Genomic DNA, 26,022 nt, shown 5'->3' with positions numbered 1-26,022 from the left:
GCCGTAGCCGTAGCCGTAGCCGTAGCCGTAGCCGTAGCCGGAGCCGGAGCCGTAGCCGTAGCCGTAGCCCGAGCCGCAGCCCGGCCCACGACGCCGCGGCTCGACCTCGTCAGGAGACCCGGCCGGTGTACTTCTCGCCCGGCGCCTTGCCCGGCTCGTCGGGGAAGGGCAGGGCCTCCGCGAAGGCGAGCTGAAGGGAGCGCAGACCGTCCCGCAGCGAGCGGGCGTGCTCGTTGCCGATCTCAGGGGCCGCGGCGGTGACCAGGCCCGCGAGGGCGGTGATCAGCTTCCGCGCCTCGGCGAGGTCCTGGTACTGCCCGGTCTCCTCGTCCTCGGCGAGGCCCACCTTCACCGCCGCGGCGCTCATCAGGTGCACGCAGGCGGAGGTGATGATCTCGACCGAGGAGACCTCGGCGATGTCGCGCAGCTCGTCGGCGCCGATCCCCTCGTCGTGGCTGTGCGGGGCGTCGTGGCTGTGCGCGGCGTCGTGCGCGTGCGGGGTGCTGTCGTGGGAGTGCTCGGTCACTGGGGGTCCTTCGTTCTCGGTCCGCGTCCGGCTCGGACGCGGTGCGGGGGTGGTGGTCCGCGGCGGGCGGAGGAAGTGGCTCAGCCGGCCAGGGGCAGGGATCCGGTCATGTCCTCGCCGAAGTCGACGAGGATCGCGGAGGGCTCGGTGCCGATCGGCACGTCGAAGACCAGGTGGACGGTGCCGCTGCCGCCGCCCGGGATCTGGGTGGGCCTCTTGCTGTCGGCGATGTGCACGCGGCTCGCATCGAGGTCGAGCGGGTGGGTGACGCCGTCGGCGGACTCCAGCGAGATCGACTCCGGGGTGAGCGGCGCCGCCCGGTCTCCCTGGTTGTCGATCTCGACGGTGGCGATGACGAACTCGCCCTCCGGCTCGACCGGGTTGCTCCGGCTGCCGACGCTGCGCACGCCCGCCTCGGTGCTCACCGTGGTCATCTCGACCTCGCCGATCGTCGCGCTGCCGCCGGAGGCCCCGTCCTGCGGGGCGGCGGTCCCGGCGGGCGCCGCCGGATCGGAGTCGCCCGGGTCGTCGGAGCCCAGGGCGCGGAAGGCGAGGATGCCCCCGCCGACCGCGACGGCGAGGACCAGCACGGCGACGAGGACGATCGCGCCGATGAGCAGCCCGCGGCGCGAGCCCTTCGCCTCGTCGGGGTCCTGCACCTTCGCGGGCCGACGGTTCGGGACGGCCGGGCGCGGGGGAGGGGTCGGGAACCCCTCGGGCACCGGGCGCAGCATCGCTCGGGGTGCGGTGACGCCCTGGACGCCGGTGACGGAGCGGCGCTCGGTCTCGGAGAGGTCGTCCGGGCCCTCGGTCTGCTGGGCGGGCTCGGCGGGCTCGACGCCGCCCGGGGACGGGAGCTCCTCGTCGTTCCCGTAGCCGTACTCGTGGGAGGCGTCCACGGGGCCCTGCGGGGCGGGGAGCTCCGGGGTGCCGGCCGGCTCCGCAGGGGCGGGGTCGGTGGGGAGCGCTGGCCGGCCGTCCTGCTCGTACGCCTCGCGGTCGGTGTGCACCTGTACTCCTCGCTGATCGCGGCCTGGCGGCGCGACGCACATCACCTGGACGTCCGTCGTACTCCTGGTAGGATAGTCGACTGGAACAGGTCGAAACCCTCGTCATACGTTCCTCAAGTGGAGTCCCTTCCCACCTCGTGGCATCCAGCCGCTGGGTCAGTATCGCAGTCGGGCGTCATCGTCCGGCGAGCGGGCCGTCGCGTCCGACCGCCGTCGCAGCGCTCGCACCTTGGGGCCTCCGCATGACTGCGGGGGCCTTCGTCGTCTTCCGACTCGAAACAAGGTGAGGAGCCAACATCAGCGAACAGCGCATCAACGGTCAGATCAGGGTCCCCAAGGTCCTCCTGGTCGGTCCCAACGGCGAGCAGGTCGGTGAGGTCCGTGTCGAGGACGCCCTGCGTCTCGCCCAGGAAGCAGACCTCGACCTGGTCGAGGTCGCACCGGGTGCGAACCCGCCCGTCGCGCGGCTCATGGATTACGGCAAGTACAAGTACGAAGCCAACCTGAAGGCCCGCGAGGCTCGGAAGAACCAGGCGAACACGGTCCAGAAGGAAATCCGGATGGGCCTCAAGATCGACACGCACGACTACGAGACCAAGCGTCGCAACGTCGAGAAGTTCCTCGACGGCGGCGACAAGGTGAAGGTCATCATCCGCTTCCGCGGTCGTGAGCAGTCCCGTCCCGAGCGGGGCGTCAAGCTCCTGCAGCGCATGGCGGAGGACGTCTCGGAGTACGGCTTCGTCGAGTCCCACCCGCGGCAGGACGGCCGCAACATGGTGATGGTCTTCGGGCCTCACAAGAAGAAGGCCCAGGCCATGGCCGAGGCCCGCAAGCGCAAGACCGACGCCGAGAAGGCAGCGGCCCGCGGCAAGGACGACGAGTCCACGCCCGAGGCCGAGGCCGGCGCCGAGTCCTGAGAACGTCACAAGGAGAAACAGGCCAATGCCGAAGAACAAGACCCACTCGGGTACCAAGAAGCGCGTCCGCGTCACCGGCTCGGGCAAGCTCATGCGGGAGAAGGCGAATGCTCGCCACCTCCTGGAGCACAAGTCCTCCACCCGCAAGCGCCGTCTGGGCTCCGACACGGATGTGTCGAAGGCCGATGCCAAGCGCATGAAGAAGCTGCTGGGCCGCTGATCGCCCACGCGGGAGCACGGCTCCCGCGACCCTGAACTTACGATCGAAGGAGTATCACGTGGCACGCGTGAAGCGGGCGGTCAACGCCCAGAAGAAGCGTCGGGAGATCCTCGAGCAGGCCAGCGGCTACCGCGGCCAGCGCTCGCGCCTGTACCGCAAGGCGAAGGAGCAGGTGCTGCACTCGCAGACCTACAACTTCCGCGACCGCAAGAAGCGCAAGGGCGACTTCCGTCAGCTCTGGATCCAGCGCATCAACGCGGCGTCCCGCGCCAACGGCCTGACCTACAACCGCTTCATCCAGGGCCTCGGCCTCGCGGGTGTCGAGGTGGACCGTCGCATGCTCGCCGAGCTCGCCGTCAACGACGCGCCGGCTTTCGCCGCCCTGGTCGAGGTCGCCAAGAACGCCCTCCCCGAGGACGTCAACGCCCCCGCGGCCTGACATCGCTGCCCGTCCAGCGATGACCGAGCGCCCGGATCAGTCCCCGATCACCTCCCCCCGCTCCGAGCGGGTGCGGAAGGTGGCGGCGCTGACCGGGCGCTCGGCGCGTCGCAAGCAGGGACGCTTCCGCGTCGAGGGGCCGCAGGCCGTGCGCTCCCTCCTCGCGCACCGTCCCGAGCTCGCCCTCGAGGTGCACCTCACCGAGCGCGCCGCCGACGCGCACCCCGAGCTCGAGCGCCTCGCCCGCGCGGCGGGCATTCCGGCCCGCCTCGTCGACGAGCAGATCCTGCGCGCCATGGTGCGCGAGAGCGGCCCGGCCGACGCGACCGCCGACGTCGCGTCCGCTCCTGCCGCCGCCGGGACGGGCGGCGCCCCGGGAGCGCTCGTCTCCCCGCAGGGCGTCGTCGCCGTCGGCACCCTGCCCGCCGAGGACCCGGACTCCGCGACCGCCGCGCTGGAGGCGCTCCCCGATGACGGGCCGCTCACCGTGGTCGTGCTCCACGAGGTGCGCGACCCCGGGAACGTCGGCACCCTGATCCGCACCGCGGACGCCGCCGGCGCCGATCTCGTGCTGCTGACCCGCACCAGCGCCGACCCGTACTCGCCGAAGGCCGTGCGGGCGAGCGTCGGCGGTCTCTTCCACCTCCCCGTCCTCACCGGCGCCGAGGGCGGGCCCCTGCTCGAGGCACTCGCCGCCCGCGGCATCACCGCCGCCGCGACCAGCGGCTACGCGGACTCCGAGCTGTTCGACGTCGACCTGCCCGAGCGGATCGCGTGGATCCTCGGCAACGAGGCGCACGGGCTGGACGAGGAGACGCTCGCCGCCGCGCCGCTGACCGTGCGGATCCCGCTGGCCGGCCACGCGGAATCGTTGAACGTGCACACCGCCGCGACCGTCTGCCTCTTCGAGACCCTTCGCCGACGGCGGGCCGGGGCATGAGCGCGCCCGTCGCAGAGACCGCCCCCGCGCGCCGCCGCGGCCCCGGCCGCGCCCTCGGCACCGCCGCGGCCCCCCTCCTGCTCCTGCTGGCCCTGCTCGCCGCGGGGCTCGGCATGCTCGCCACCGGGGCGCTGTCCCCGGCGACCCTCGTGCCCGCCTCGCCGCTGGTGACCTTCGGGCTGCCCGTCGTGCGCGCGCTGCACCACCTCGGCCTCCTCCTCGCCGTCGGCGCGGGCGCGACCGCCGTGCTCCTGCTGCCCGGCCCCTCGCGCCGCGAGGCGACGGTGCTGGACCCGCTGCGCCGCCGCGCCGTGCGCCTCGCCGCCGCCGGAGCGCTGCTGTGGACCCTTGCCGCCCTCGCCCAGATCCCGCTCGGCGGGCTCGAGGCGACCGGTGCCGGCACCGCGCTGAACGTCTGGGACGTCGCGATGGGCGGGGCGCTCGGCCGGCTGCAGATGCTCGTCGCCGTGCTCGCCGCGCTCGCGGCCCTCGCCTACGCCCTCGCCCGATCCACCGTGCTGGCCTGCTGGGGCCTCGCCTTCGCCGGCCTCGGGACGCTTTCGCTGGGGCTGGTGGGGCATGCCGGGGCGAGCCTGGACCACATCAACGCCGTCAACGCCATGGCGCTGCACCTCGTCGCCGTGACCGTCTGGGCGGGCGGACTGCTGGCCATCGCGCTGCTCGCCGGGCGGATGGACGACGAGGTGCTCGGCGTCGTGGTCCGCCGCTACTCGCCCTGGGCCCTGGCCGCGGTGGTCTCGCTGGCGCTCAGCGGCCTGATCAGCGCCGGGATCCGGCTGTCGGGCTGGGGGGATCTGGTCACGACCGGCTACGGCCGGGTCGTGCTCGCCAAGGCGCTCGGTCTCGTCGTCCTCGCCGTGCTCGGCGCCCTCCAGCGCGCACGGCTCGGCGAGCGGCTCCGCTTCCGCCACCTCGCCCTCACCGAGGGCGTGCTGATGGCCGCCGTGATCGGGGCGTCGATCGCGCTGGGCCGCTCCGCCCCGCCCGTGCCGCAGTCGGTCCCCGCCAGCGGCGACCTGAAGGTGCTCTCGCTGGCGGGCTTCCTCCCGCCCGAGCAGGAGTTCTCGCCCACGACGATGTTCACCGTCGTCCAGCCGGACTGGATCGCGATCGCCCTCGCCGTGGTGATGGCGGGGCTGTATCTGACCGGGGCGGTGCGCCTGGCACGGCGCGGCGACGACTGGCCGTGGCATCGCACCCTCGCCTTCCTCGCCGGCTGCCTCGCCTTCGCCTGGGTGATCTCCGGCGGCGCGGCGGCCTGGGGGAAGTTCCGCTTCGACGCCCACATGGTCCAGCACATGGCGATGATGATGATCGTGCCGCCGCTGTGGGTGCTCGGCGCGCCGGTGACGATGCTGTCCCGCGCCACTTCGCCCCGCACCGACGGGTCCCGCGGGGTGCGCGAGTGGGTGCTGGCCGCCCTGCACTCGGGCTACTCGCGGCTGATCTCCTCCCCGCCGGTGGCCGGGCTGATCTTCGCCGGCTCGCTGGTGATCTTCTACTTCACCCCGCTGTTCGAGCTGGCGATGTACAACCATCTCGGCCATGTGCTGATGACGGTGCACTTCCTCGCCTCGGGCTATCTCTTCGCCTGGGTGCTGATCGGCATCGACCCCTCCACCAAGCCGATCAATCCGGTGCTGAAGCTGATCACGCTGCTGGTGACCCTCGCGTTCCACGCCTTCTTCGGGATCGCGCTGTACTCGGCGACCTGGCTGGTCGCGGAGGGCTGGTACTCGGAGCTGGGGATGTACGGCCCCGACCGGCTGATGCTGATCCAGGAGCGGGGCGCCTCGATCATGTGGGCGATCTCCGAGGTGCCGACGGTCGGGTACGCGATCATCGTGGCGGTGCTGTGGATGAAGTCCGAGGACCGACGGGCCCGGCAGTACGACCGCAAGGCCGAGCGGGACGGCGGCGCCGAGCTCGCCGCGTACAACGCCTATCTCGAGAGCCTGCGCGGGGGAGGCGGCGCACCCGCGCCCGCCGCAGGTGCGGACAGCCCGGCGGACAGCGCGCCGGACGGCGCCGGTGAGCGCCGGGACGGCTGAATCGCTCGAGCCTACTCGCCGTCCGGGCGGCCGGCTGGTGAGCGGTCTGCTCGTTCGAATGCTGCTGTGACGAGCGCAAAGACAAGACCGAATAGCACCGCGAACGTAATCGCCGGCCCCGTCACCCCGCCGTCCAGCACGGCCCTGAGGGCGAGCGCCAGCACAGCGGTCATGACTCCGCGGATGACGGCTCTCTTCCAGGGTGCGCATCGGTCAGTACGGAGGCGGTTCGCCGGGCGGATGCAGGTCGCCGTCGTGCCCGACCCACCAGTCGTCCTCCCCGTCCGGTCCGGTGACCAGGTCGCCGGGGGAGAGGCCCTGCTCCCGCACCCATCGTCGGCGCGCGGCCGCCTCTGCCCGCAGATGTCGGAGGTGCTCGTGCTGCTCCCAGGCGGCGGTCATCTCGTCGACGACCTGCGCGGTGGCGAGATCCCGACCGTCCTCCTGCCGGGCCATCATCAGTCCGGAGCTCTCCCACCAGGTCGTGCCCTCGAGGTCGTCGCGCACCGGGTCCAGCAGTCCCAGCGTCTTCAGCCGGTGGTGCTCGCGGCAGAGCTCGTGCAGGTTCTCCGCGTCGGTCGTGCCGCCGGTGGTCGGATCGTCGTGGTCGTACTCCTCGAGGTGATCCGTCTCGGACAGCATCGAGGAGGGGCGGCCGCAGCCGGGCACCGCGCAGGTGGGATGGCGCAGCAGCAGGTGCGCACGCATCTCGGCGGTGGGCCGGTAGCGCTGCGCCGGGGCGGGGAGGAAGCGGCCCGACGTCGGATCCGTCAGGACGCGGTACCAGGTGCTCTCGTGCCCGGCGAGCTCGCGGGCCATCCGGGCGGGAAGCGGGATGGTGCCGTCGAGCATGCCGGGAGCGTCCGACTGCCCGAGGAGGGTCATGACCGGGACCGTCACGTTGACGCGGACCTGGGGCGGAGGAGGCGCGGCGTCACCCGTGGCGAGGGCCGAGCTCATCAGCACGTTGTAGCGGGTGCGGGCGAGGGAGGGAATCAGGCAGCTCGCCTCGATCTCGCCGCCCGGATCGACCGGCAGAGGGGTGCCCTGCTCGAAGGCGCGTCGCTGACCGTCACGGACGGCATGGGCCGCGAGATCCAGGCGTCGGGAGAGGTCGAGGATCTCCGGGATCGGGCCGATGATGCGCAGGCAGCCGGTGCCGTCGGGCCGAGCCGGATCCAGGACCACGCGGCGGCGGCTCTCGGGCCGGGCATGCTCCGGCTCCTCGCTGCGCGCGACCGCGGCGGCGAGGAGATGACCGAGGACCCGCGAGAAGACCTCGGGGGAGACGGAGAGGTCGGTGCGGGAGAGCTCGACGTCGAGCCGCCGGAGGGCATCATCGTCGAGGCTCCCCGTGCGTTCCAGCAGCTTCTCGAACCACGGCGCCGGGAGCTCGCCGCGGGAGAGCCGTGCGAAGCACAGAGGGAGCAGCGTGGCCACGCGATGCGCCTCGCGGATGGCCGAGCGCGCCTGGGCGCGGGTGCACCGCAGGGCGAGGGAGAGGTGCAGCTCCTCCATCGCGCGCGCCTCGCGGGGGAGCTCCTCGGGAGAGAGCGGGTCGTGGGTCGCGCCGACGATCGCGCGGAACCTCCGGGCCAGCCGTCGCGAGTCCTCGGCGCCGCCGTCCCACAGCTGCTCGAGCAGCTCGGCCGTCTCCGGCGCCCGATGCTCGCCGATGCGCGAGATGTGCTCGCGGGTCGCACGGCGGCGTCGACGCCGCCGGGCCCGGACACGGGACAGGGTGGAGGCCGCCTCGGGGCTCGGAGGTGCGAGCAGCAGCGGTTCGGCGTCGGCCTCGAACTCGCCCATCCTCACCGCCTCCTCACGCTCACCTCGGGATGCTCCTCACCTCCGGGAGATGTGACCGATTCTACCGATTCGCCCCGACAGTCGAAAGGTGTGTGGACAACCCTGGAGAGACGCTGACCAGCCGTGACTGTGCTTCGCCGGCGTCGTGCGCAGGGGTATGACAGACACCGGCGGCGGCTCTCCGTGGAGGACCGCCGCCGGTGTCATCGAGCGATGCGACGCCTCAGGGCACGTGGCGCTCGGGCGTCGATCGGATCGAGACCTCTCTCAGAGCCAGTCGCCCTGCGCGGCCTTCTTCTCCGCACCGATCGTGGTGTCCGGGCCATGGCCGGTGTGCACCACCGTGTCGTCCGGGAGCTGGAACAGCCGCTCGCGGATCGACTGCTCGATCGTCTCCCGCGAGGAGAAGGAGCGGCCGGTCGCACCGGGGCCGCCCTGGAACAGGGTGTCCCCGGTGAACACCGCGCCCAGCTCCTCGGAGTAGTAGCAGGTCGAGCCGGGGGAGTGGCCCGGGGTGTGCAGCGCCTCGAGGTTCACGCCCGCGATCGTGAACATGTCCCCGTCGGCGACGTCGTCGTCCCAGGGCAGGTCGCCGTGGGTGAGCTGCCAGACCTCGCGGTCGGCGGGGTTCAGCAGGATCGGGGCCTCGAGCGCCTCGGAGAGCTCCGGGGCGAAGCGCACGTGGTCGTCGTGCGCGTGGGTGAGCAGGATGCCCACGCACTCGCGGTTCCCGACGAGCTCCTCGACCTTCTCGACGTCGTGCGGGGCGTCGAAGACGACGCACTGCTCGTCGTCGCCGAGCACCCACACGTTGTTGTCGACCTCGTGGGTCTCGCCGTCCAGGGAGAACGTCCCCGAGGTGACGGCATGGTCCAGCCGCGCGGTCACTTGGCCACCTCCACCACGGTGCGCAGGTTCGCGCCGTCGTGCAGGCCGTCCAGCGCCGCGTCCGTGCCGGCGAGATCGGTGCGGCCGGTGACGAAGCGGTCCAGCGGCAGACGGCCCTGCAGGAACAGGTCGGTGAGATAGGGGAAGTCCCGCTCGGGGAGGCAGTCGCCGTACCAGGAGGACTTCAGCGCACCGCCGCGACCGAACACGTCGAGCATGGGGAGCGTGATCTCGACGCCCGGGCGGGGCACGCCGACGAGGACCACGCGGCCGGCGAGGTCACGGGCGTAGAACGCGGTCTCGTAGGTCTGCGGGATGCCGACCGCGTCGACGACGACGTCCGCGCCGAAGCCGCCGGTGAGCTCCTGCACCTTCTCCGCGACCTGCTGCGGTGAGAGGTCCTTGGTGCACAGGGTGTGCGTGGCGCCGAGCTTCTCGGCGGCGGCGAGCTTCTTCTCGTCGACGTCCAGGCCGATGATCGTGGTGGCGCCGGCGAGCTGCGCGCCCGCGATCGCGGCGCAGCCCACGCCGCCCAGGCCGATCACGGCGAGCGACTCGCCGCGCTGGACCTGGCCGGTGTTGATCGCCGCGCCGATGCCGGCCATCACGCCGCAGCCCAGCAGGCCGGCGACCTCGGCCGGGGCGTCCTCGGAGACCTTCGTGCACTGGCCCTCGTGGACCAGGGTCTTCTCCGAGAAGGAGCCGATGCCGAGGGCGGCGGTGAGCTCGGTGCCGTCGGTCAGCGTCATGGGCTTGGAGGCGTTGTGGGTGTCGAAGCAGTACTGCTGCACGCCCTTCTTGCAGGCGCGGCACTCGCCGCACACGGCGCGCCAGTTCAGCACGACGTAGTCGCCGATCGCGACGTGGGTGACGTCCTCGCCGATCGCGGAGACGCGGCCTGCGGACTCATGGCCCAGCAGGAACGGGAACTCGTCGTTGATGCCGCCGTCGCGATAGGCGAGGTCGGTGTGGCACACGCCGGTCGCCTCGATGTCGACGACGACGTCGTGGGGGCCGGGATCGGGGATCACGATGTCCACGAGCTCGGCGGGCTTCTTCTCTGCGAGGGCGACGACGCCCTTCACGGTCCAGGACATGCTGGCCTCCTTCGAGGGAACAGGGTCTTGGTCAGCCTATCCGTGTCGCGCCGGATGCGTCGTCCGGTTCGCGGGCGTCAGAGGGACATGGGGGCCGCTCCCCCTGCCCGGCGCCCCGGCGGTGCGGCCTCTCCTAGAATGGTCCGCGGTGCCCGCGTCCCGGCGCGCGCATCCTCCGAGCACTCCAGGACGAAAGCGAAACCCGTGTCCGAGACATCTCCCGCGCCCGGCGGGCCCTCGATCGACGAGCAGTCGATCACCGCCGCCGTCGACGCCGCGCTCGCCGCGATCGCCGCGGCCCCCGACACCGCCGCCCTCAAGCAGGTGCGCATCGAGCACGTCGGCGACGCCAGCGTGCTGACCACCGCGAACCGCGCCATCAAGGACCTGCCCAAGGACCAGAAGGCCGCCGCCGGCAAGCTCGTCGGCCAGGGCAAGGGCCGCGTGCAGAAGGAGCTCGCCGCTCGCCAGGCCGAGCTCGCCGCCGCCGAGGAGGAGGCCGCGCTCGCCGCGGAGACCGTCGACATGACGCTGCCGACGGACCGTCGGCCGCGCGGCGCCGCGCACCCGCTGTGGACCCTCACCGAGCGGATCGAGGACTTCTTCGTCGGGATCGGCTGGGAGATCGCCGAGGGTCCCGAGGCGGAGTCCTCCTGGCTGAACTTCGACGCGCTGAACGCCGATGCGGAGCACCCCTCGCGCTCGCTGCAGGACACGCTCTACCTCGCGCCGGAGAACTCCGGGATGCTGCTGCGCACCCAGACCTCCCCGGTGCAGATCCGCGCGATGCTCGAGCGCGGCGCCCCGCTGTACATCGCGTGTCCGGGCACCGTCTACCGGGCCGACGAGATCGACGCGACCCACTCGCCGATGTTCAACCAGGTCGAGGGTCTCGCGATCGACAAGGGCCTGACGATGGCGAACCTGGTCGGCACCCTCGACGCGCTCGCCGCGCACCTCTTCGGCGGCGCGCCGATCACCCGCCTGCGCCCCAATCACTTCCCCTTCACCGAGCCGAGCGCCGAGATGGACTTCCGCTGCTTCGCCTGCGAGGCGCGGCTCGGCCTCGAGCACGACGCGGACCCGGACTGCCGCGTCTGCGGCGGCACCGGCTGGATCGAGATGGGCGGCTGCGGCATGGTCCACCCGAACGTGCTGCGCGCCGCCGGGGTGGACCCCGAGGAGCACCAGGGCTTCGCCTTCGGCCTCGGGATCGAGCGCATCCTCATGCTGCGCAACGGCGTGGCGGACATGCGGGACATGGTGGAGGGCGACGTCCGCTTCTCCCAGCACTACGGGACGGAGATCTGAGATGCCGCGCATTCCCCTGACCTGGCTCGGCGAGCACGTCGAGCTCCCTGCGACCGCCTCCGCGCTCGAGGTCGCCACCGACCTCTCCCGCGTGGGCCTCGAGGAGGAGGCGATCTTCGGCGCGCAGGTGACCGGCCCGCTCGTCGTCGGCCGCGTGCTCGAGCTCGTCAAGGAGCCGCAGAAGAACGGCAAGACCATCAACTGGGTGCGCGTGGACGTCGGCCCCGAGCACAACGAGGACGCCGACGATCCCAAGGACCCGCAGCCCGGCGAGGAGCGTCCGAGCCGCGGCATCATCTGCGGCGCGCACAACTTCGTCGAGGGCGATCTCGTCGTGGTCTCCCTCCCCGGCACCGTGCTGCCCGGCGACTTCGCGATCGCCGCGCGGAAGACCTACGGCCACACCTCCGACGGCATGATCTGCTCCGGCGAGGAGCTCGGGCTGGGCGCGGACCCCGATGGCGAGGACGGCATCATCGTGCTCGGCCGCGGCCACGCACGCGGCCTCACCGCCGAGCCGGGCGACGACGCTATCGCGCTGCTCGGCCTCGCGGACGAGGTCGTCGAGATCAACGTGACCCCCGACCGCGGCTACTGCTTCTCGATGCGGGGCGTGGCGCGGGAGTACGGCCACGCCACCGGCGCCGCCTTCACCGACCCAGTGTCCGAGGTCGCGATCACCGCGACCCAGGCCGGGGGAGTGCCCGTCCACCTCGCCGACGAGGCGCCGCTGAACGGCGCCGAGGGCTGCACCCGCTTCGTCGCGCTCGAGGTCGAGGGCGTGGACCCCGCCGCGCAGACCCCGCGCTGGATGGCCCGCCGCCTCACCCTCGCCGGCATGCGCCCGATCTCCCTGATCGTCGACGTCACCAACTACGTGATGCTCGACCTGGGCCAGCCGCTGCACGCCTACGACGCCGAGAAGCTCATCGGCCCCATCACCGTGCGCCGTGCCCGCAAGGGCGAGAAGCTCACGACCCTCGACGACGTCACCCGCACCCTCGACCCCGAGGACCTGCTGATCACCGACGCCGGCGGCCCGGCGGGAGACCGCGTGCTCGGCCTCGCGGGCGTCATGGGCGGCGAGGACACCGAGGTGTCGAGCGGGACCACGAGCATCGTGCTCGAGGCCGCGACCTTCGACCCCGTCACCGTGGCCCGCACCGCCCGCCGCCACCGCCTTCCCTCCGAGGCGTCCAAGCGCTTCGAGCGCGGCGTGGACCCGCAGCTCCCGCTGATCGCCGCGCACCGCGCCGCCCAGCTGATCGTCGAGCACGGCGGCGGCACCGTCTCCGCCCGCGTGACCGACGAGGGCGCGGTCGCCGCACCCGCCCCGATCAGCGCGGACCTGCACGACGCCGAGCGCGTCGTCGGCATCGCCTATACCGACGAGCAGGTGACCTCCTCCCTCGAGGCGATCGGCTGCACCGTCGCGCGCGGGGGCGAGGACGGCCTGCTGGTCACCCCGCCGTCGTGGCGCCCCGACCTCACGATCCGCGAGGACCTCGTCGAGGAGATCGCGCGCCTGGTCGGCTACTCCCAGATCCCCTCGGTGCTGCCGACGGCACCGGGCGGGCGCGGGCTCACCGTCGCCCAGCGCGGCCGCCGCGCCGCTCGCCGCGCGCTCGCCGAGGCGGGCCTGGTCGAGGTGAACTCTGCCCCGTTCGTCGCCGGCTCCGTGCACGACCGGCTCCGCTACGGGACGGACGACGCGCGCCGCGAGGCCGTGCGGATCCTCAACCCGCTCTCGGAGGACGAGCCGCTGCTGCGCACCGAGCTGCTGCAGAGCCTCCTGCCCACCGCGCGCCGCAACCTCGGCCGCGGCGAGGAGTCGGTCGCGATCTTCCAGCGCGGCTCCGTGTTCCGCGCCCGCGGGGGACAGGGCGCCGCCCCGGTGCCCGCCGCCGCCCAGCGTCCCAGCGAGCAGGAGCTCGAGGCGATCCTCGCCGCGCTGCCCGCGCAGACCGGGGCGCTCGCCGCGGTCGTCGGCGGCGCCTCCGGCCCCGACTCCTGGCAGGGCGAGCCCGCCCCATGGGGCTGGACCGATGCGCTCGACCTCGCCCGCCGCGCGGCGGCCGCCGTCGGCGCCGAGCTCGAGGTGCGCCAGACCGAGCACGCGCCCTTCCACCCGGGCCGCGCCGCCGAGCTGCGCGTCCACACGGCCGACGGGGACAGCCGCGTGGTCGGCGCCGCCGGCGAGCTGCACCCCGCCGTGCTGAAGGAGTTCGACCTGCCGGCCCGCTCGGCCGCCTTCGAGCTCGACCTCGAGGCCGTGATCGCCGCCGCCCCCGCCGTGGTGCGCGCCGTGCCGGTGCCCACCTACCCGCCGGCGAAGGAGGACTTCGCCTTCGTGGTGGAGGAGTCCGTGCCTGCGAGCGCCGTCGAGGCCGCGATCGTGGTGGGCGCCGGCGACCTCGCCGAGCGCGTCCACCTGTTCGACGTGTTCACCGGCGAGCAGATCGGGGAGGGGAAGAAGTCCCTCGCCTTCGCGATCCGGCTCCGCTCCGGCGAGGGCACGCTGACCGCCGAGCAGATCGGCGAGACTCGCCGGCGGATCATCGCCGCGGTCGAGTCCGCCGTCGGCGGCGTGCTGCGGGCCTGAGCGGCCGCGGCGCCGACGAGGCGCGCAGCAGCCACCACGCAGGGGAGGGACCCCGCTCGACCGAGCGGGGTCCCTGCTGCGTCCGCGACGCGTCCTCAGACGCACGGCGCTCGCCGACGTTCCGACGGCGGAGGTTCCGGTCTGGATAGGGTGTGGCCGTGACCACGCCTCACGGAGACCCTGACCCCGCAGCCCCGTACCCCGAGCCCGCCGCCGGGCCCGTGCCGTCGTACGCGGCGGTGCGACCCGAGCCGCGCGGCACGATCGCCTGGGCGCTCGGTTTCCTCGCCTACGTCCCGATCCCGTTCGCGAACGTGCTCGTCGCCGGGATCACGCAGCTCGTCGTCGGCCTACGACAGCGCCGCCACGGCGGCCTCGCCGCGGAGAACGGCGTGCGCGCCGCGAACTGGGGCCTCACCCAGCTGTGCTGGCCCGTGCTGATGGCCCTCTCGCTCGCGCTCGGAGTGCTCACCGGGGAGTCCACGGGCGACGGCGTGCTGTTCCATCCGGCGATGGAGGCCGTCATGGTCACCATGCTGATCCTCTACTTCGTGCTCGGGCTGATGCAGCTGATCTACGCGATCGTCGGCACCGTCCAGGCGAGCAGGGGCGCTCGCGTCGGCCTGCCCGTCATCCCGTTCCTCCGCCGCCCGCGGCGCTGAGGCGCTGCGAGGTGCCCGGTCGGGCCCGGCCGCAGGGAGAAGGGGCTGGCCCGTGACCTCGCCGCTGGGCACCCCGCCGTCCATCACGTGAACACTCCACGCCTCCATTGGCTGATCATGCAGAGCGCTGTATATACTTCCGACATGACGTCCGAGAGCAGCGCCACCGCCCCCGTCCCGGCGACCGAGCAGGCCGCGCGACGTCCGCGCGTCGCCGTCGTCGGCGCCTCCGGCTACGCCGGCGGGGAGACCCTGCGCCTGCTCGCCGGCCACCCCGGCGTCGAGGTCGCGACCGTGACCGCGCACTCCAGCGCCGGCAAGAGGCTCTCCGAGGTGGCCCCGCACATCGACCTCGGCCACGACCCCGTGCTGCAGGAGACGGGCGTGGAGACCCTGCGCGGCCACGACGTCGTGGTCCTCGCCCTCCCGCACGGCCAGTCGGGGCAGATCGCCGCCGCCCTGCGCGCCGAGGACCCGGACGTGCTCGTGCTCGACCTCGGCGCCGACCACCGGCTCGAGAGCGCCGAGGAGTGGGAGGCCTACTACCGCAGCGAGCACTCCGGCACCTGGACCTACGGCATGCCCGAGCTGCCGCTTGCCGACGGCACCCGCCAGCGCGAGCAGCTGCGCACCGCCCGTGAGATCGCCGTGCCCGGCTGCAACGCGACCGCCGTGACCCTCGCCCTCGCCCCGCTGCTGCGCGCCGAGCTGCTGGACGCCGGCGCGCTCAGCGCGGTCCTGCCCGTCGGCTACTCCGGCGCCGGCCGCGCCGCCAAGCAGCACCTGCTGTTCTCCGAGGCCTCCGGCACCGCCGCGCCCTACGCCGTCGGCGGCACCCACCGCCACGTCCCCGAGGTGCTGCAGAACCTCCGCCGCGCCACCGGCCGCGAGGACGCCCGTCTCGGCTTCACCCCGGTGCTCGTGCCGATGAGCCGCGGGATCCTCGCCGTGTGCACCGCCCCGGTCCCCGAGGGCACCACCACCGCCGACCTCCTCGCCGCCCTCGAGCACGACTACGCCGGCGAGCACTTCGTGACCGTCCTGCCCGAGGGCAGCGCCCCCGCGACCGGGCAGGTCGCCGGCGCGAACACGATCCGCATCGGCGCCGCCGTCGACGCCCGCAGCGGCCAGGCCACCGTCATCTCCGCGATCGACAACCTCGTCAAGGGCACGGCCGGCGCCGCGCTCCAGTCGATGAACCTCGCCCTCGGCCTGCCCGAGGCGACCGGGCTCAGCCGCACCGCGCTCGCCCCCTGACCCTCGCCCGCCGGGCTCCGCCGGCCCGTCGGCTCCCGTCGGTCGGCCGGCGCGCCCGTCCGAGCCCCACCCACCGCGCCCCTCGCCCCACGCTCCCAGGAGACCCCGTGTCGATCACCCGCCCCCGCGGCTTCCGCGCCGTCGGCCTCGCCGCCGGCATCAAGGCCGCCCCAAAGGAGGACCTCGCCCTCGTCCTCAACGACGGCCCGCGCGACGTCGCCGCCGCCGTGTTCACCGCCAACCGCGTCCAGGCCGCGCCCGTGATCTGGTCCCGCCGGGCCGTCGCCGACGGCCGGGCCCGCGCCGTGGTCCTGAACTCCGGCGGCGCCAACGCCTGCACCGGCCCCGAGGGGTTCCAGGACACCCACCGCACCGCCGAGCACCTCGCCGACCTCCTCGACATCGCGGCCCAGGACGTGCTCGTGTGCTCCACCGGCCTGATCGGGGAGCGGCTGCCGATGGAGCCGCTGCTGGCCGGCGTCACCGCGGCGGTCGACCGGCTCGACGCCGGGGAGGAGGCCGACGCCTCCGCCTCCCGCGCCATCATGACCACCGACTCCGTCCCCAAGACGGCCGAGGTCACGCTCCCCTCCGGCGTCATCGTGGGCGGCATCGCGAAGGGCGCCGGCATGCTCGCCCCGCAGCTGGCGACCATGCTCGTCGTCCTCACCACCGACGCCGACGTCGACGCCGCGACCGCCGAGGAGGCGCTGCGCGGCGCGACCCGCACCACCTTCGACCGCGTCGACTCCGACGCCTGCATGTCCACCAACGACACCGTCATCCTGCTGGCCTCCGGCGCGAGCGGCGTGACCCTGGGCGTCCAGGAGCTCACCGAGGCGGTGCGCACGGTCAGCGCGGACCTCGCCCGCCAGCTCGTCGCCGACGCCGAGGGCGCCAGCCACGACGTGCACGTCGTGGTTCGCTCCGCCACCGCCGAGGACGCCGCCGAGGCCGTGGCCCGCGAGATCGCCCGCTCGAACCTGGTCAAGGCCGCGATCTTCGGCAACGACCCCAACTGGGGCCGGATCGTGGCGGCGGCCGGCTGCGTGCCCGAGGCCGTCGCCCCCTTCGCCGTCGAGGACCTCTCGGTCACCGTCAACGGCGTGGAGGTGTGCCGCGGCGGCGGTGCCCACCGCGACCGCTCCGAGGTCGACATGACCCCGCGAGAGACCCTCATCGAGGTGGACCTCGGCGCGGGCTCTGCGAGCGCGGACATCTGGACGAACGACCTCACCCACGACTACGTCGAAGAGAACAGCGCCTACTCCTCATGACCTCATCGAAAGCCTCCGCCGCGCCCTCCAAGAACCCGCTGGCCGACCTCACTCCGGCCCAGGCCGCGGCGCATGCGAAGTCCGAGATCCTCATCGAGGCGCTGCCCTGGATGCAGCGCTTCCGCGGCAAGATCGTCGTGGTCAAGTACGGCGGCAACGCCATGATCGACGACGACCTGCGCCGCGCCTTCGCCGCCGACATGGTGTTCATGCGCCACGCCGGCATCCACGTCGTCGTCGTCCACGGCGGCGGCCCCCAGATCAACGCGATGCTGGGCCGCGTCGGCATCGAGTCCGAGTTCCGCGGCGGGCTGCGCGTGACGGACGAGGACACCATGGACGTGGTGCGGATGGTGCTGGTGGGCCAGGTGGGCCGCGAGCTCGTCGGCCTGATCAACAGCCACGGCCCCTACGCGATCGGCATGTCCGGCGAGGACGCGCGGCTGTTCGCCGCCCGCCGCCGCGGCACCGTCGTCGACGGGGAGGAGGTCGACCTCGGCAACGTCGGCGAGGTCACCGAGGTGCGGCCCGAGTCGATCCAGGACCTCCTGGACGCCGGCCGGATCCCGGTGGTCTCCTCGATCGCGCCCGAGACCGACGAGGACGGCCGCCCCACCGGCGCGGTCCTGAACATCAACGCCGACCTCGCCGCCGCCGCGCTCGCCGCGGGCCTCGACGCCGAGAAGCTCGTGGTGCTCACCGACGTCGAGGGCCTCTACCGCGACTGGCCGGACCGCGACTCGCTGATCCCCGAGATCTCCGCGAGCGAGCTGCGGGAGATGCTGCCCGGCCTCACCGCCGGGATGATCCCCAAGGCCGAGTCGCTGCTGGACGCGGTGGACTCCGGGGTGCGCACCGCGGCCATGACCGATGGCAGGATCGAGCACGCCGTGCTGCTGGAGGTCTTCACCGACAAGGGCGTGGGCACGATGGTCAGGAGGGACGACTATGTCTGAGACGCAGACGCAGGACACGACGCCGCAAGGCACGACGCCGCAGGACGCCCAGGAGCTCGCCGGCCGCTACTCCCGCTCCATGATCGGCGTGTTCGGCACCCCGCAGCGCGTGCTCGTGCGCGGCGAGGGCACGCACGTATGGGACGCCGACGGGAAGGAGTATCTCGACCTCCTCGGCGGGATCGCCGTCAACGCCCTCGGCCACGCCCATCCCGATGTGGTCGCCGCGATGACGAAGCAGGCCGGCACCCTCGTGCACGTCTCGAACTTCTTCGCCACCCCCACCCAGATCGAGCTCGCCGAGCGCGTGCTGCAGCTGGCGAAGGCCCCCGAGGGCTCGGGCGTGTTCTTCACGAACTCCGGCACCGAATCCAACGAGGCGGCCTTCAAGATCGCCCGCCGCACCGGGCGGCCCCGGATCCTCGCGCTCGAGAAGAGCTTCCACGGCCGCACCATGGGCGCGCTCGCCCTCACCCACAAGGAGGCCTACCGCGCCCCCTTCGAGCCGCTGCCCGGCGGGGTCGAGTTCCTGCCCGCCGGCGACACGGCCGCGCTCGAGGCGGCCCTCGCCCCGGGGGACGTCGCCGCGCTCGTGCTCGAGCCGATCCAGGGCGAGGCCGGAGTGCTGCCGCTGACGGAGGAGTACCTCCGCGCGGCCCGCGAGCTCACCGCCCGCCACGGCGCCCTGCTGATCCTCGACGAGGTCCAGACCGGCGTCGGACGGACGGGGGAGTGGTTCGCCCACCAGGCGATCGAGGGGCTGCAGCCCGACGTGATGACGCTGGCCAAGGGTCTCGGCGGCGGCTTCCCGATCGGTGCCGTGCTCACCTTCGGCGAGCACGCCACCGGCCTGCTGAGCCCCGGCCAGCACGGCACCACCTTCGGCGGCAACCCGCTGGGCGCGGCCGTGTCCCTCGCCGTGCTCGGCACCCTCGCCGAGGACGGCCTGCTCGAGAAGGCCCGCACCCTCGGCACGCAGCTGCAGGCCCGGATCCTCGAGCTCGCCGGGCGCGATCCGCGGATCACCGGCGTGCGCGGCGCGGGACTGCTGCAGGGGATCACCCTCGCCGCCCCGATCGCGCCGCAGGTCGTCGCCGCCGCCCTCGAGCACGGCTTCATCCTCAACGCCGCGAACCCCAGCACCCTGCGGCTCGCCCCGCCGCTGATCATCACCGACGAGGAGCTCGGCTCCTTCGTCGAGGCGCTGCCCGCCCTGCTCGACGCCGCCGAGCGGGCCGCCGCCGCCACCACCGACGAGAAGAGGTCCTGACATGCCCCGCCACTTCCTGCGCGACGACGACCTGAGCCCCGCGGAGCAGAAGGAGGTCCTCGCCCTCGCCCTCGAGCTCGCCGGCGACCGCTTCGCCAAGCGCCCCCTGGAGGGACCGCGCACCGTCGCGGTCGTGTTCGACAAGGCCTCCACCCGCACCCGCGTCTCCTTCGCCACCGGCATCGCCGAGCTCGGCGGCAGCCCGCTGGTGATCGACGCCGGCTCCAGCCAGCTGGGCCGCGGCGAGTCCGTCGCCGACACCACCGAGGTGCTCACGCGCATGGTCTCCGCGATCGTGTGGCGCACCTTCGGCCAGGAGCGGATCGAGGAGATGGCGGCCCACGCGACCGTGCCCGTGGTCAACGCGCTGACCGACGAGTTCCACCCCTGCCAGATCCTCGCCGATCTCCAGACCATCGCCCAGCACACCGGGGGACTGGCCGACGGCGACGCCGCGCTCGCCGGGCGCTCGCTCGCCTATCTCGGCGACGGCGCGAACAACATGGCCCACTCCTACCTGCTCGGCGGCGTCACCGCCGGGATGGACGTGCGGATCGCCTCGCCCGCCTCCCACCGCCCCGATCCCGCGATCGTCGCCCGCGCCGAGGAGATCGCCGCGTCGACCGGCGGCGCGGTGCTCGTCACCGACGACCCGCGCGAGGCGGTCGCCGGCGCCACCGCCGTCATCACCGACACCTGGGTCTCCATGGGCCAGGAGGGCGAGGACGGCCGCGGCGAGGAGACCTTCGCCCCCTTCCAGGTCACCTCCGAGCTGATGGCGCTCTCCGGCGGGATCTTCCTGCACTGCCTGCCCGCCTATCGCGGCAAGGAGGTCGCCGCCGAGGTCATCGACGGCCCCGCCTCCGTGGTGTGGGACGAGGCGGAGAACCGCCTCCACGCCCAGAAGGCCCTGCTGACCTGGCTGCTCGAGCACCCCGACGAGAGCACCGCCGCCCACGCCGTCGCGCACGTCCGCACCCGCGGCGCCCGGGAGCGCGCATGAGCGACTCCCGGCGCGCTCTCGCGCAGACCAAGACCTCGCGCCAGCAGCGCATCGTGCAGCTGCTGACCCACGAGGAGGTCTCCTCCCAGTCGCAGCTCGCGCAGCTGCTGACCGCGGAGGGGATCGAGGTCACCCAGGCGACCCTCTCGCGGGACCTCGTCGAGCTGCAGGCCGAGAAGGTCCGCGGCTCCGCCGGGAGCCTCGTCTACCGCCTCCCGCCCGAGGGCGGCACCGCCCGTCCCGTCGGCGCCGAGGGCGAGCTGCTCGAGGCGCGGCTGCCGCGGCTGGCCGAGGGGCTGCTCGTCTCCGCCGAGGCGAGCGGGAACCTCGTCGTCGTGCGCACCCCGCCCGGCGGCGCCCAGTACCTCGCCTCCGCGATGGACCGCTCCGTCATGCCCGACGTGCTCGGTACCATCGCCGGGGACGACACCGTCCTGCTGGTCTCCCGGGACCCCGCCGGCGGTGACCGCCTCGCCGAGCGGCTCCTCGACCTCGCCGAGGGCCGGCGCGAGCTCGGCGCCCTCGACGAGGACGAGGGCGGCGAGGCGCCGTGACGGCGCGCACCGGGCAGATCCGCCCGTCGGCCCCCGCCGGGACGACCCCGGCACCCTGGCCTCGCAGACCCTGACCTCGCCCACCTCCGGACCCAGGGACCGGGCCCCCGCGCCCGTCCCGCCGCCGCACGGCCCGCCCCGGCCATCGCGGCACCACCCCGACCACCACTGAACCCCCACGACCTAGGAGCACCCCCTCATGACCGAGAAGATCGTCCTCGCCTACTCCGGCGGACTCGACACCTCCGTCGCCATCGGCTGGATCCACGACGCCACCGGCGCCGACGTCATCGCCTGCGCGGTCGACGTGGGCCAGGGCGGCGAGGACCTCGAGGTCATCCGCCAGCGCGCCCTCGACTGCGGCGCCGTCGAGGCCTACGTCGCCGACGCCCGCGACGAGTTCGCGAACGAGTACTGCATGCCCGCCCTGAAGGCGAACTCGCTGTACATGGACGCCTACCCGAACGTCTCCGCGATCTCCCGCCCCGTGATCACCAAGCACCTGGTCAAGGCCGCGAAGAAGTACGGCGCCACCACCGTCGCCCACGGCTGCACCGGCAAGGGCAACGACCAGGTGCGCTTCGAGGTCTCGATCACCTCCCTCGCCCCCGAGCTCAAGTGCATCGCCCCCGTGCGCGACCTCGCGCTGACCCGCGACAAGGCGATCGAGTACGCCGAGCGCAAGGGCCTGCCGATCGCGACCACCAAGCACAACCCCTTCTCGATCGACCAGAACGTGTGGGGCCGCGCCATCGAGACCGGCTTCCTCGAGGACATCTGGAACGAGCCCACCAAGGACGTCTTCTCCTACACCGACGACCCCGCCTTCCCGCCGGTCGCCGACGAGGTCGTGATCTCCTTCGAGCAGGGCGTCCCGGTCGCGATCGACGGCCGCGCCGTCACCCCGCTCGAGGCGATCCAGGAGCTCAACCGCCGCGCGGGCGCCCAGGGCATCGGCCGGATCGACATCGTCGAGGACCGCCTGGTGGGCATCAAGTCCCGCGAGGTCTACGAGGCGCCGGGCGCGATGACGCTGATCACCGCCCACCAGGAGCTCGAGCGCGTGACCCTCGAGCGCGAGCAGGCCCGCTTCAAGCGCCAGGTCGGCGACCGCTGGACCGAGATGGTCTACGACGGCCAGTGGTTCTCCCCGCTGAAGAAGTCGCTCGACGCCTTCATCGAGGACACCCAGCGCTACGTCAACGGCGACATCCGCATGACCCTGCACGGCGGCCGCGCCACCGTCACCGGGCGCCGCTCCGAGACCGGCCTGTACGACTTCAACCTCGCCACCTACGACGAGGGCGACACCTTCGACCAGGCCAGTGCCCGCGGCTTCATCGACATCTACGGCCTCGCCGCCAAGCAGGCCGCGGCGCGCGACGTGGCGCTCGGCAACGGCGAGGACCTCGACGCCGCCGAGGACCAGGCATGAGCGACGCCCCCTCCGCGAACTCGCACGGGGAGCCGACGGGCGCCGTCGATCCCGGGGCCGACGCGTCGGCCGCGCAGGAGAGCGCCGCGCTGTGGGGCGGACGCTTCGGCTCCGGTCCGGCGGCCGCGCTGGCAGCGCTGTCCGTGTCCACGCACTTCGACTGGCGGCTCGCCCAGTACGACCTGCACGGCTCGAAGGCGCACGCGAACGTGCTCCACGCCGCCGGGCTGCTGAGCGACGAGGAGCTCGCCGGGATGCAGGACGCGCTGGACCGCCTCGCGGCCGACGTCGCCTCCGGCGCGTTCGCCGCCGCACCCGAGGACGAGGACGTGCACACCGCCCTCGAGCGCGGCCTGATCGAGCGGGCCGGGAAGGACCTCGGCGGCAAGCTGCGGGCCGGCCGCTCCCGCAACGACCAGATCGCGACCCTGATCCGCCTGTTCATCCGCGACCAGGCCCGTGCGGTCGGCGATCAGGTCCTGGACCTCGTCGACGTGCTCGTGGCCCGGGCCCGCGAGGTGCACGGCGCGCCCATGCCGGGCCGCACCCACCTGCAGCACGCCCAGCCGCTGCTGCTCAGCCACCACCTGCTGGCTCATGCCTGGCCGCTGCTGCGGGACGTGGAGCGGCTGCGGGACCTGGACGCCCGCGCGGATTCCTCCCCGTACGGCTCGGGCGCCCTGGCGGGCTCGAGCCTGGGCCTGGACCCGCAGGCCGTCGCCCGCGAGCTCGGGTTCGGCGACTCGGTGTGGAACTCGATCGACGGGACCGCCTCGCGGGACCTGACGGCGGAGTTCTCCTTCGTGCTGGCGATGATCGGGATCGACCTCTCGCGGCTCGCGGAGGAGGTCATCCTGTGGAACACCAAGGAGTTCTCGTTCATCACCCTGGACGACTCCTACTCCACCGGCTCCTCGATCATGCCGCAGAAGAAGAACCCCGACATCGCCGAGCTCGCCCGCGGCAAGGCCGGGCGCGTGGTCGGCGACCTGGTGGGGCTGCTGACCACGCTCAAGGCGCTGCCGCTGGCGTACAACCGCGACCTGCAGGAGGACAAGGAGCCGGTCTTCGACCAGGTCGACTCGCTCGACCTCGTGCTCCCGGCCTTCACCGGGATGATGGCGACGCTGACCTTCCACACCGAGCGGATGGCGGAGCTGGCCCCGCAGGGCTTCTCCCTCGCCACCGACATCGCCGACCATCTCGTGCGCCGAGGCGTCCCGTTCCGGGTCGCGCACGAGATCTCCGGCTCCTGCGTGAAGGTCGCCGAGGAGCAGGACAAGGAGCTGTGGGACCTCACCGACGACGAGCTCGCCGGGATCTCCGAGCACCTCGACCCCTCGGTCCGGGAGGTGCTCTCCGTCGAGGGCTCCATCGCCTCCCGTGATGCGAAGGGCGGCACCGCCCCGGTGCGGGTGGCCGAGCAGACCGACGCCGCGGCCGCCCAGGTGGCCGGTCTGCGCGCCTTCACCCGGGACCGCGCCGAGGGCTGACACCCGCGCGACGAGGCGGCGCTCCGGGCCCTGCCTGCCGAGGGGAGCTCCGCCCCTGGACGGCCGGGCGCCGCGCTGCGACACCCGCCTCCCGGCGCGGTGTCCACCGGAAGGATGGGAGAGGCCCGGGACCTGCACATGACAGGTCTCGTGCCTCTCGCCTGCCGTCCACGACCGCCGACGCCGTCGGGCCCGCGCGCGATATCGCGTGGCACCCCGCCCCGTGAGTGGGGGACAATGACCGTGGCCCCGACCGGGGACCGCACCGCACCACCGAGAGGAAACGATCGATGCATTCCGTCCTGGACGAGCTCGCCTGGCGAGGACTCGTCGTGCAGACCACCGGGCGCGAGGCGCTCGGAAGCGCTCTGGCGGACGGACCGATCAGCCTCTATTGCGGCTTCGACCCGACCGCCGCCTCCCTGCACGTCGGCCACCTGACCCAGGTGCTCACGATGCGTCGCCTGCAGCTGGCCGGCCACCGCCCCTTCGCCCTCGTGGGCGGGGCGACCGGTCTGATCGGCGACCCCCGCATGTCCGGCGAACGCGTGCTCAACGACGCCGAGATCGTCGCGACCTGGGTCGAGAGCCTGCGCGGCCAGATCTCCCGCTTCCTCGACCTCGAGGGGGAGTTCGGCGTGACCATGGTGAACAACCTCGACTGGATCGGGCAGATGAGCGCGCTCGACTTCCTGCGGGACATGGGCAAGCACTACCGCATGGGCACGATGCTCGCGAAGGACACCGTCGCCCGCCGTCTCCAGAGCGATGAGGGCATCAGCTACACGGAGTTCAGCTACCAGGTGCTGCAGGGCATCGACTACCTCGAGCTGCATCGCCGGCACGGGGTGTCCCTGCAGTACGGGGGCAACGACCAGTGGGGCAATCTGCTCTCCGGGGTCGACCTCATCCACAAGGTGGAGGGGCACGAGGTCCATGCGCTGACCACTCCGCTGGTCACCAAGGCCGACGGCACCAAGTTCGGCAAGAGCGAGGGCGGTGCGGTGTGGCTGGACGCGGAGCTCACCAGCCCCTACGCGTTCCACCAGTTCTGGCTCAACGCGGCCGACGCGGACGTCGTGAACTACCTGCGCTTCTTCACCTTCCGCAGCCAGGAGGAGATCGCGGAGCTGGAGCACGCCACCGAGACGGCCTCGCACGAGCGCGCCGCGCAGAGGGCCCTGGCCGACGAGCTCACCACCATGGTCCACGGGGCCCGGGCCACCGAGCAGGCGAAGGCCGCGGCCTCTGTCCTCTTCGGCCGCGGGGACGTCCGCGCGCTGGACGAGCAGACCGTCCTCGCCATCGCCCGTGAGCTGCCCGGGGCGGAGGTCTCCGCGACCACGCCGCTGGTGGACGCGTTCGTCAGCGCCGGCATCGCGCAGTCCAAGGGTGCGGCCCGACGGGACGCCGACGGGGGAGGACTCTCCGTGAACGGGGAGAGGATCTCCGCCGACGACCTCGCACGGGAGGTCGGAGAGCTCGACGCGCTGCCGGGGGCGAGGCTCCTGCTGCGTCGCGGTCGCAAGAACGCCGCGATGGTGCACCGCCTCGACTGACCGGTCCGTCGTGTCGACTCCCCGTGTCGACACGCCGGCGCGGATCCCGCCGCCGCCCCACCGAGCCCCGCCACTCGACGCACAGTCGAGAGGCGGGGCTCGGTGCATGCCCGGGGGCATGCCGGGACGGTGGACCGCCGGGATCTCCGGAGCGACCGTCCGCGGCACGCGGATAGCCGTCGACGAGCTTGCTTGTCAACCTGACGATAAGGACCGGTGACCCCTCTCTCAAGCGTGGGTCACATTCGGATGAACGAGCGCTTTCCCAGTCGAGCAAAGTGGGTACTGACCTGCAGGAACTCCAGTTTCGGAGAGTGAACGGAGGCTGAACGGAGCGGCTTGACGGCCCCTCGCGGGACCCGTAATGTTCTTTCTTGTCAGCAGCGAGGACGCAGACGCGAAGGACCGAGAGCCTCCCCCGGGAGGAGCGAGGAACGAAGCGACTGGGACTCACTGCCGGCCTGCCGGGACGAGAGATCGGACCAGCGGCCGTGACTCGGGCACGGAAGGATCGCACCGCGATCCGGAGGTGACCGGGACCACACGGAGCGGAGTTGGACCTGGCCGCGAAGAACTGCTAGAGTAGTGACTCGCGCCGGGACGACGAAGCAAGTAGGAGTCGTCGACGGGATCACCCGCCGGCAACGAGCCTCAGAGATGAACCGCAGAAGCGGGGACTCGACGATGTGCGCGTGTTGCTTGATATCTCAATAGCGTGTCTGTTT

At 72.9% G+C, this 26,022-nt stretch carries 22 protein-coding genes; 17 read left to right on the top strand and 5 right to left on the bottom strand.

Annotated elements, in window-relative coordinates:
• Positions 1-109: 109 nt before the first annotated feature.
• Entirely contained in the window at positions 110-442 is a 333-nt protein-coding gene (locus Y09_RS06150) for a DUF1844 domain-containing protein (protein ID WP_050815731.1), read from the bottom strand.
• A gap of 164 nt (positions 443-606) precedes the next feature.
• On the bottom strand, positions 607-1,536 hold the full coding sequence (locus Y09_RS06145; RefSeq protein WP_053916924.1) for a DUF4352 domain-containing protein: 930 nt from the start codon (positions 1,534-1,536) through the stop codon (positions 607-609).
• A gap of 296 nt (positions 1,537-1,832) precedes the next feature.
• On the opposite strand from Y09_RS06145, the gene infC reads away from it, so the two are divergent.
• From infC to Y09_RS06120, 5 genes are read left to right on the top strand one after another with little or no spacing between them, the layout of a single operon-like run.
• A complete protein-coding gene (gene infC, locus Y09_RS06140) occupies positions 1,833-2,453 on the top strand; it encodes a translation initiation factor IF-3 (protein ID WP_082358660.1) in 621 nt (206 codons plus the stop codon).
• A gap of 25 nt (positions 2,454-2,478) precedes the next feature.
• Entirely contained in the window at positions 2,479-2,673 is a 195-nt protein-coding gene (rpmI, locus tag Y09_RS06135) for a 50S ribosomal protein L35 (RefSeq protein ID WP_010550143.1), read from the top strand.
• Between the two features lie 58 nt (positions 2,674-2,731).
• Complete coding sequence (rplT, locus tag Y09_RS06130; protein ID WP_010550142.1) at positions 2,732-3,112, top strand: 50S ribosomal protein L20; 381 nt, start codon at positions 2,732-2,734, stop codon at positions 3,110-3,112.
• A gap of 19 nt (positions 3,113-3,131) precedes the next feature.
• The gene (locus tag Y09_RS06125; protein WP_053916920.1) at positions 3,132-4,052 is read left to right on the top strand and encodes an RNA methyltransferase; all 921 of its coding nucleotides are present in this window, start codon (positions 3,132-3,134) and stop codon (positions 4,050-4,052) included.
• Positions 4,049-6,124: a cytochrome c oxidase assembly protein gene (locus Y09_RS06120; RefSeq protein ID WP_053916918.1), complete on the top strand. Its 2,076-nt coding sequence runs from the start codon at positions 4,049-4,051 to the stop codon at positions 6,122-6,124. Before Y09_RS06125 ends, Y09_RS06120 begins: the two co-directional genes overlap by 4 nt.
• Before the next feature lie 213 nt (positions 6,125-6,337).
• Here the strand turns inward: Y09_RS06120 and Y09_RS06115 are convergent, their stop codons facing one another.
• From Y09_RS06115 to Y09_RS06105, 3 genes are all read right to left on the bottom strand, one after another.
• On the bottom strand, positions 6,338-7,933 hold the full coding sequence (locus Y09_RS06115; protein WP_053916916.1) for an HNH endonuclease signature motif containing protein: 1,596 nt from the start codon (positions 7,931-7,933) through the stop codon (positions 6,338-6,340).
• Positions 7,934-8,200: 267 nt separating this feature from the next.
• A complete protein-coding gene (locus Y09_RS06110) occupies positions 8,201-8,821 on the bottom strand; it encodes an MBL fold metallo-hydrolase (protein ID WP_053916913.1) in 621 nt (206 codons plus the stop codon).
• Positions 8,818-9,918 (bottom strand): S-(hydroxymethyl)mycothiol dehydrogenase, encoded by a 1,101-nt coding sequence (locus tag Y09_RS06105; RefSeq protein WP_053916911.1) that lies wholly within the window; start codon positions 9,916-9,918, stop codon positions 8,818-8,820. The genes Y09_RS06110 and Y09_RS06105 overlap by 4 nt, the downstream gene beginning before the upstream one ends.
• A 204-nt stretch (positions 9,919-10,122) precedes the next feature.
• Between Y09_RS06105 and pheS the strand changes: the two genes are divergently transcribed.
• The 12 genes from pheS (at position 10,123) to tyrS (ending at position 25,297) form a co-directional block, all read left to right on the top strand.
• Positions 10,123-11,229 (top strand): phenylalanine--tRNA ligase subunit alpha, encoded by a 1,107-nt coding sequence (gene pheS / locus Y09_RS06100; RefSeq protein ID WP_053916909.1) that lies wholly within the window; start codon positions 10,123-10,125, stop codon positions 11,227-11,229.
• Position 11,230: 1 nt separating this feature from the next.
• Entirely contained in the window at positions 11,231-13,831 is a 2,601-nt protein-coding gene (gene pheT / locus Y09_RS06095) for a phenylalanine--tRNA ligase subunit beta (protein ID WP_053916907.1), read from the top strand.
• Between the two features lie 158 nt (positions 13,832-13,989).
• Entirely contained in the window at positions 13,990-14,493 is a 504-nt protein-coding gene (locus Y09_RS06090) for a hypothetical protein (protein WP_234695651.1), read from the top strand.
• Positions 14,494-14,637: 144 nt separating this feature from the next.
• A complete protein-coding gene (argC, locus tag Y09_RS06085; RefSeq protein ID WP_053916905.1) occupies positions 14,638-15,750 on the top strand; it encodes an N-acetyl-gamma-glutamyl-phosphate reductase in 1,113 nt (370 codons plus the stop codon).
• 107 nt (positions 15,751-15,857) lie between these two features.
• Positions 15,858-17,027 carry a bifunctional glutamate N-acetyltransferase/amino-acid acetyltransferase ArgJ gene (gene argJ, locus Y09_RS06080; protein WP_053916903.1) on the top strand — a complete coding sequence of 390 codons (1,170 nt, stop codon included), beginning with the start codon at positions 15,858-15,860 and terminating at the stop codon, positions 17,025-17,027.
• On the top strand, positions 17,024-17,983 hold the full coding sequence (gene argB / locus Y09_RS06075; RefSeq protein WP_053916901.1) for an acetylglutamate kinase: 960 nt from the start codon (positions 17,024-17,026) through the stop codon (positions 17,981-17,983). Before argJ ends, argB begins: the two co-directional genes overlap by 4 nt.
• Positions 17,976-19,253: an acetylornithine transaminase gene (locus Y09_RS06070; protein ID WP_053916899.1), complete on the top strand. Its 1,278-nt coding sequence runs from the start codon at positions 17,976-17,978 to the stop codon at positions 19,251-19,253. The genes argB and Y09_RS06070 overlap by 8 nt, the downstream gene beginning before the upstream one ends.
• Before the next feature lies 1 nt (position 19,254).
• Positions 19,255-20,256, top strand: coding sequence for an ornithine carbamoyltransferase (gene argF, locus Y09_RS06065; RefSeq protein WP_053916897.1), 1,002 nt, complete (start codon positions 19,255-19,257; stop codon positions 20,254-20,256).
• On the top strand, positions 20,253-20,810 hold the full coding sequence (locus Y09_RS06060; RefSeq protein WP_053916895.1) for an arginine repressor: 558 nt from the start codon (positions 20,253-20,255) through the stop codon (positions 20,808-20,810). Before argF ends, Y09_RS06060 begins: the two co-directional genes overlap by 4 nt.
• Before the next feature lie 199 nt (positions 20,811-21,009).
• A complete protein-coding gene (locus Y09_RS06055) occupies positions 21,010-22,245 on the top strand; it encodes an argininosuccinate synthase (RefSeq protein WP_053916893.1) in 1,236 nt (411 codons plus the stop codon).
• Positions 22,242-23,738 (top strand): argininosuccinate lyase, encoded by a 1,497-nt coding sequence (argH, locus tag Y09_RS06050; protein WP_053916891.1) that lies wholly within the window; start codon positions 22,242-22,244, stop codon positions 23,736-23,738. The genes Y09_RS06055 and argH overlap by 4 nt, the downstream gene beginning before the upstream one ends.
• Before the next feature lie 290 nt (positions 23,739-24,028).
• Positions 24,029-25,297, top strand: a complete 1,269-nt coding sequence (gene tyrS, locus Y09_RS06045) for a tyrosine--tRNA ligase (RefSeq protein ID WP_053916888.1) — start codon at positions 24,029-24,031, stop codon at positions 25,295-25,297.
• The last annotated feature ends 725 nt before the right edge of the window (positions 25,298-26,022 follow it).

Source organism: Brachybacterium sp. SW0106-09, assembly GCF_001293905.1.
GTDB classification, from domain to species: Bacteria; Actinomycetota; Actinomycetes; order Actinomycetales; family Dermabacteraceae; genus Brachybacterium; species Brachybacterium conglomeratum.
Note: the sequence above shows the minus strand (reverse complement) of the source record. Positions and strands in the feature narration are given on the sequence as shown.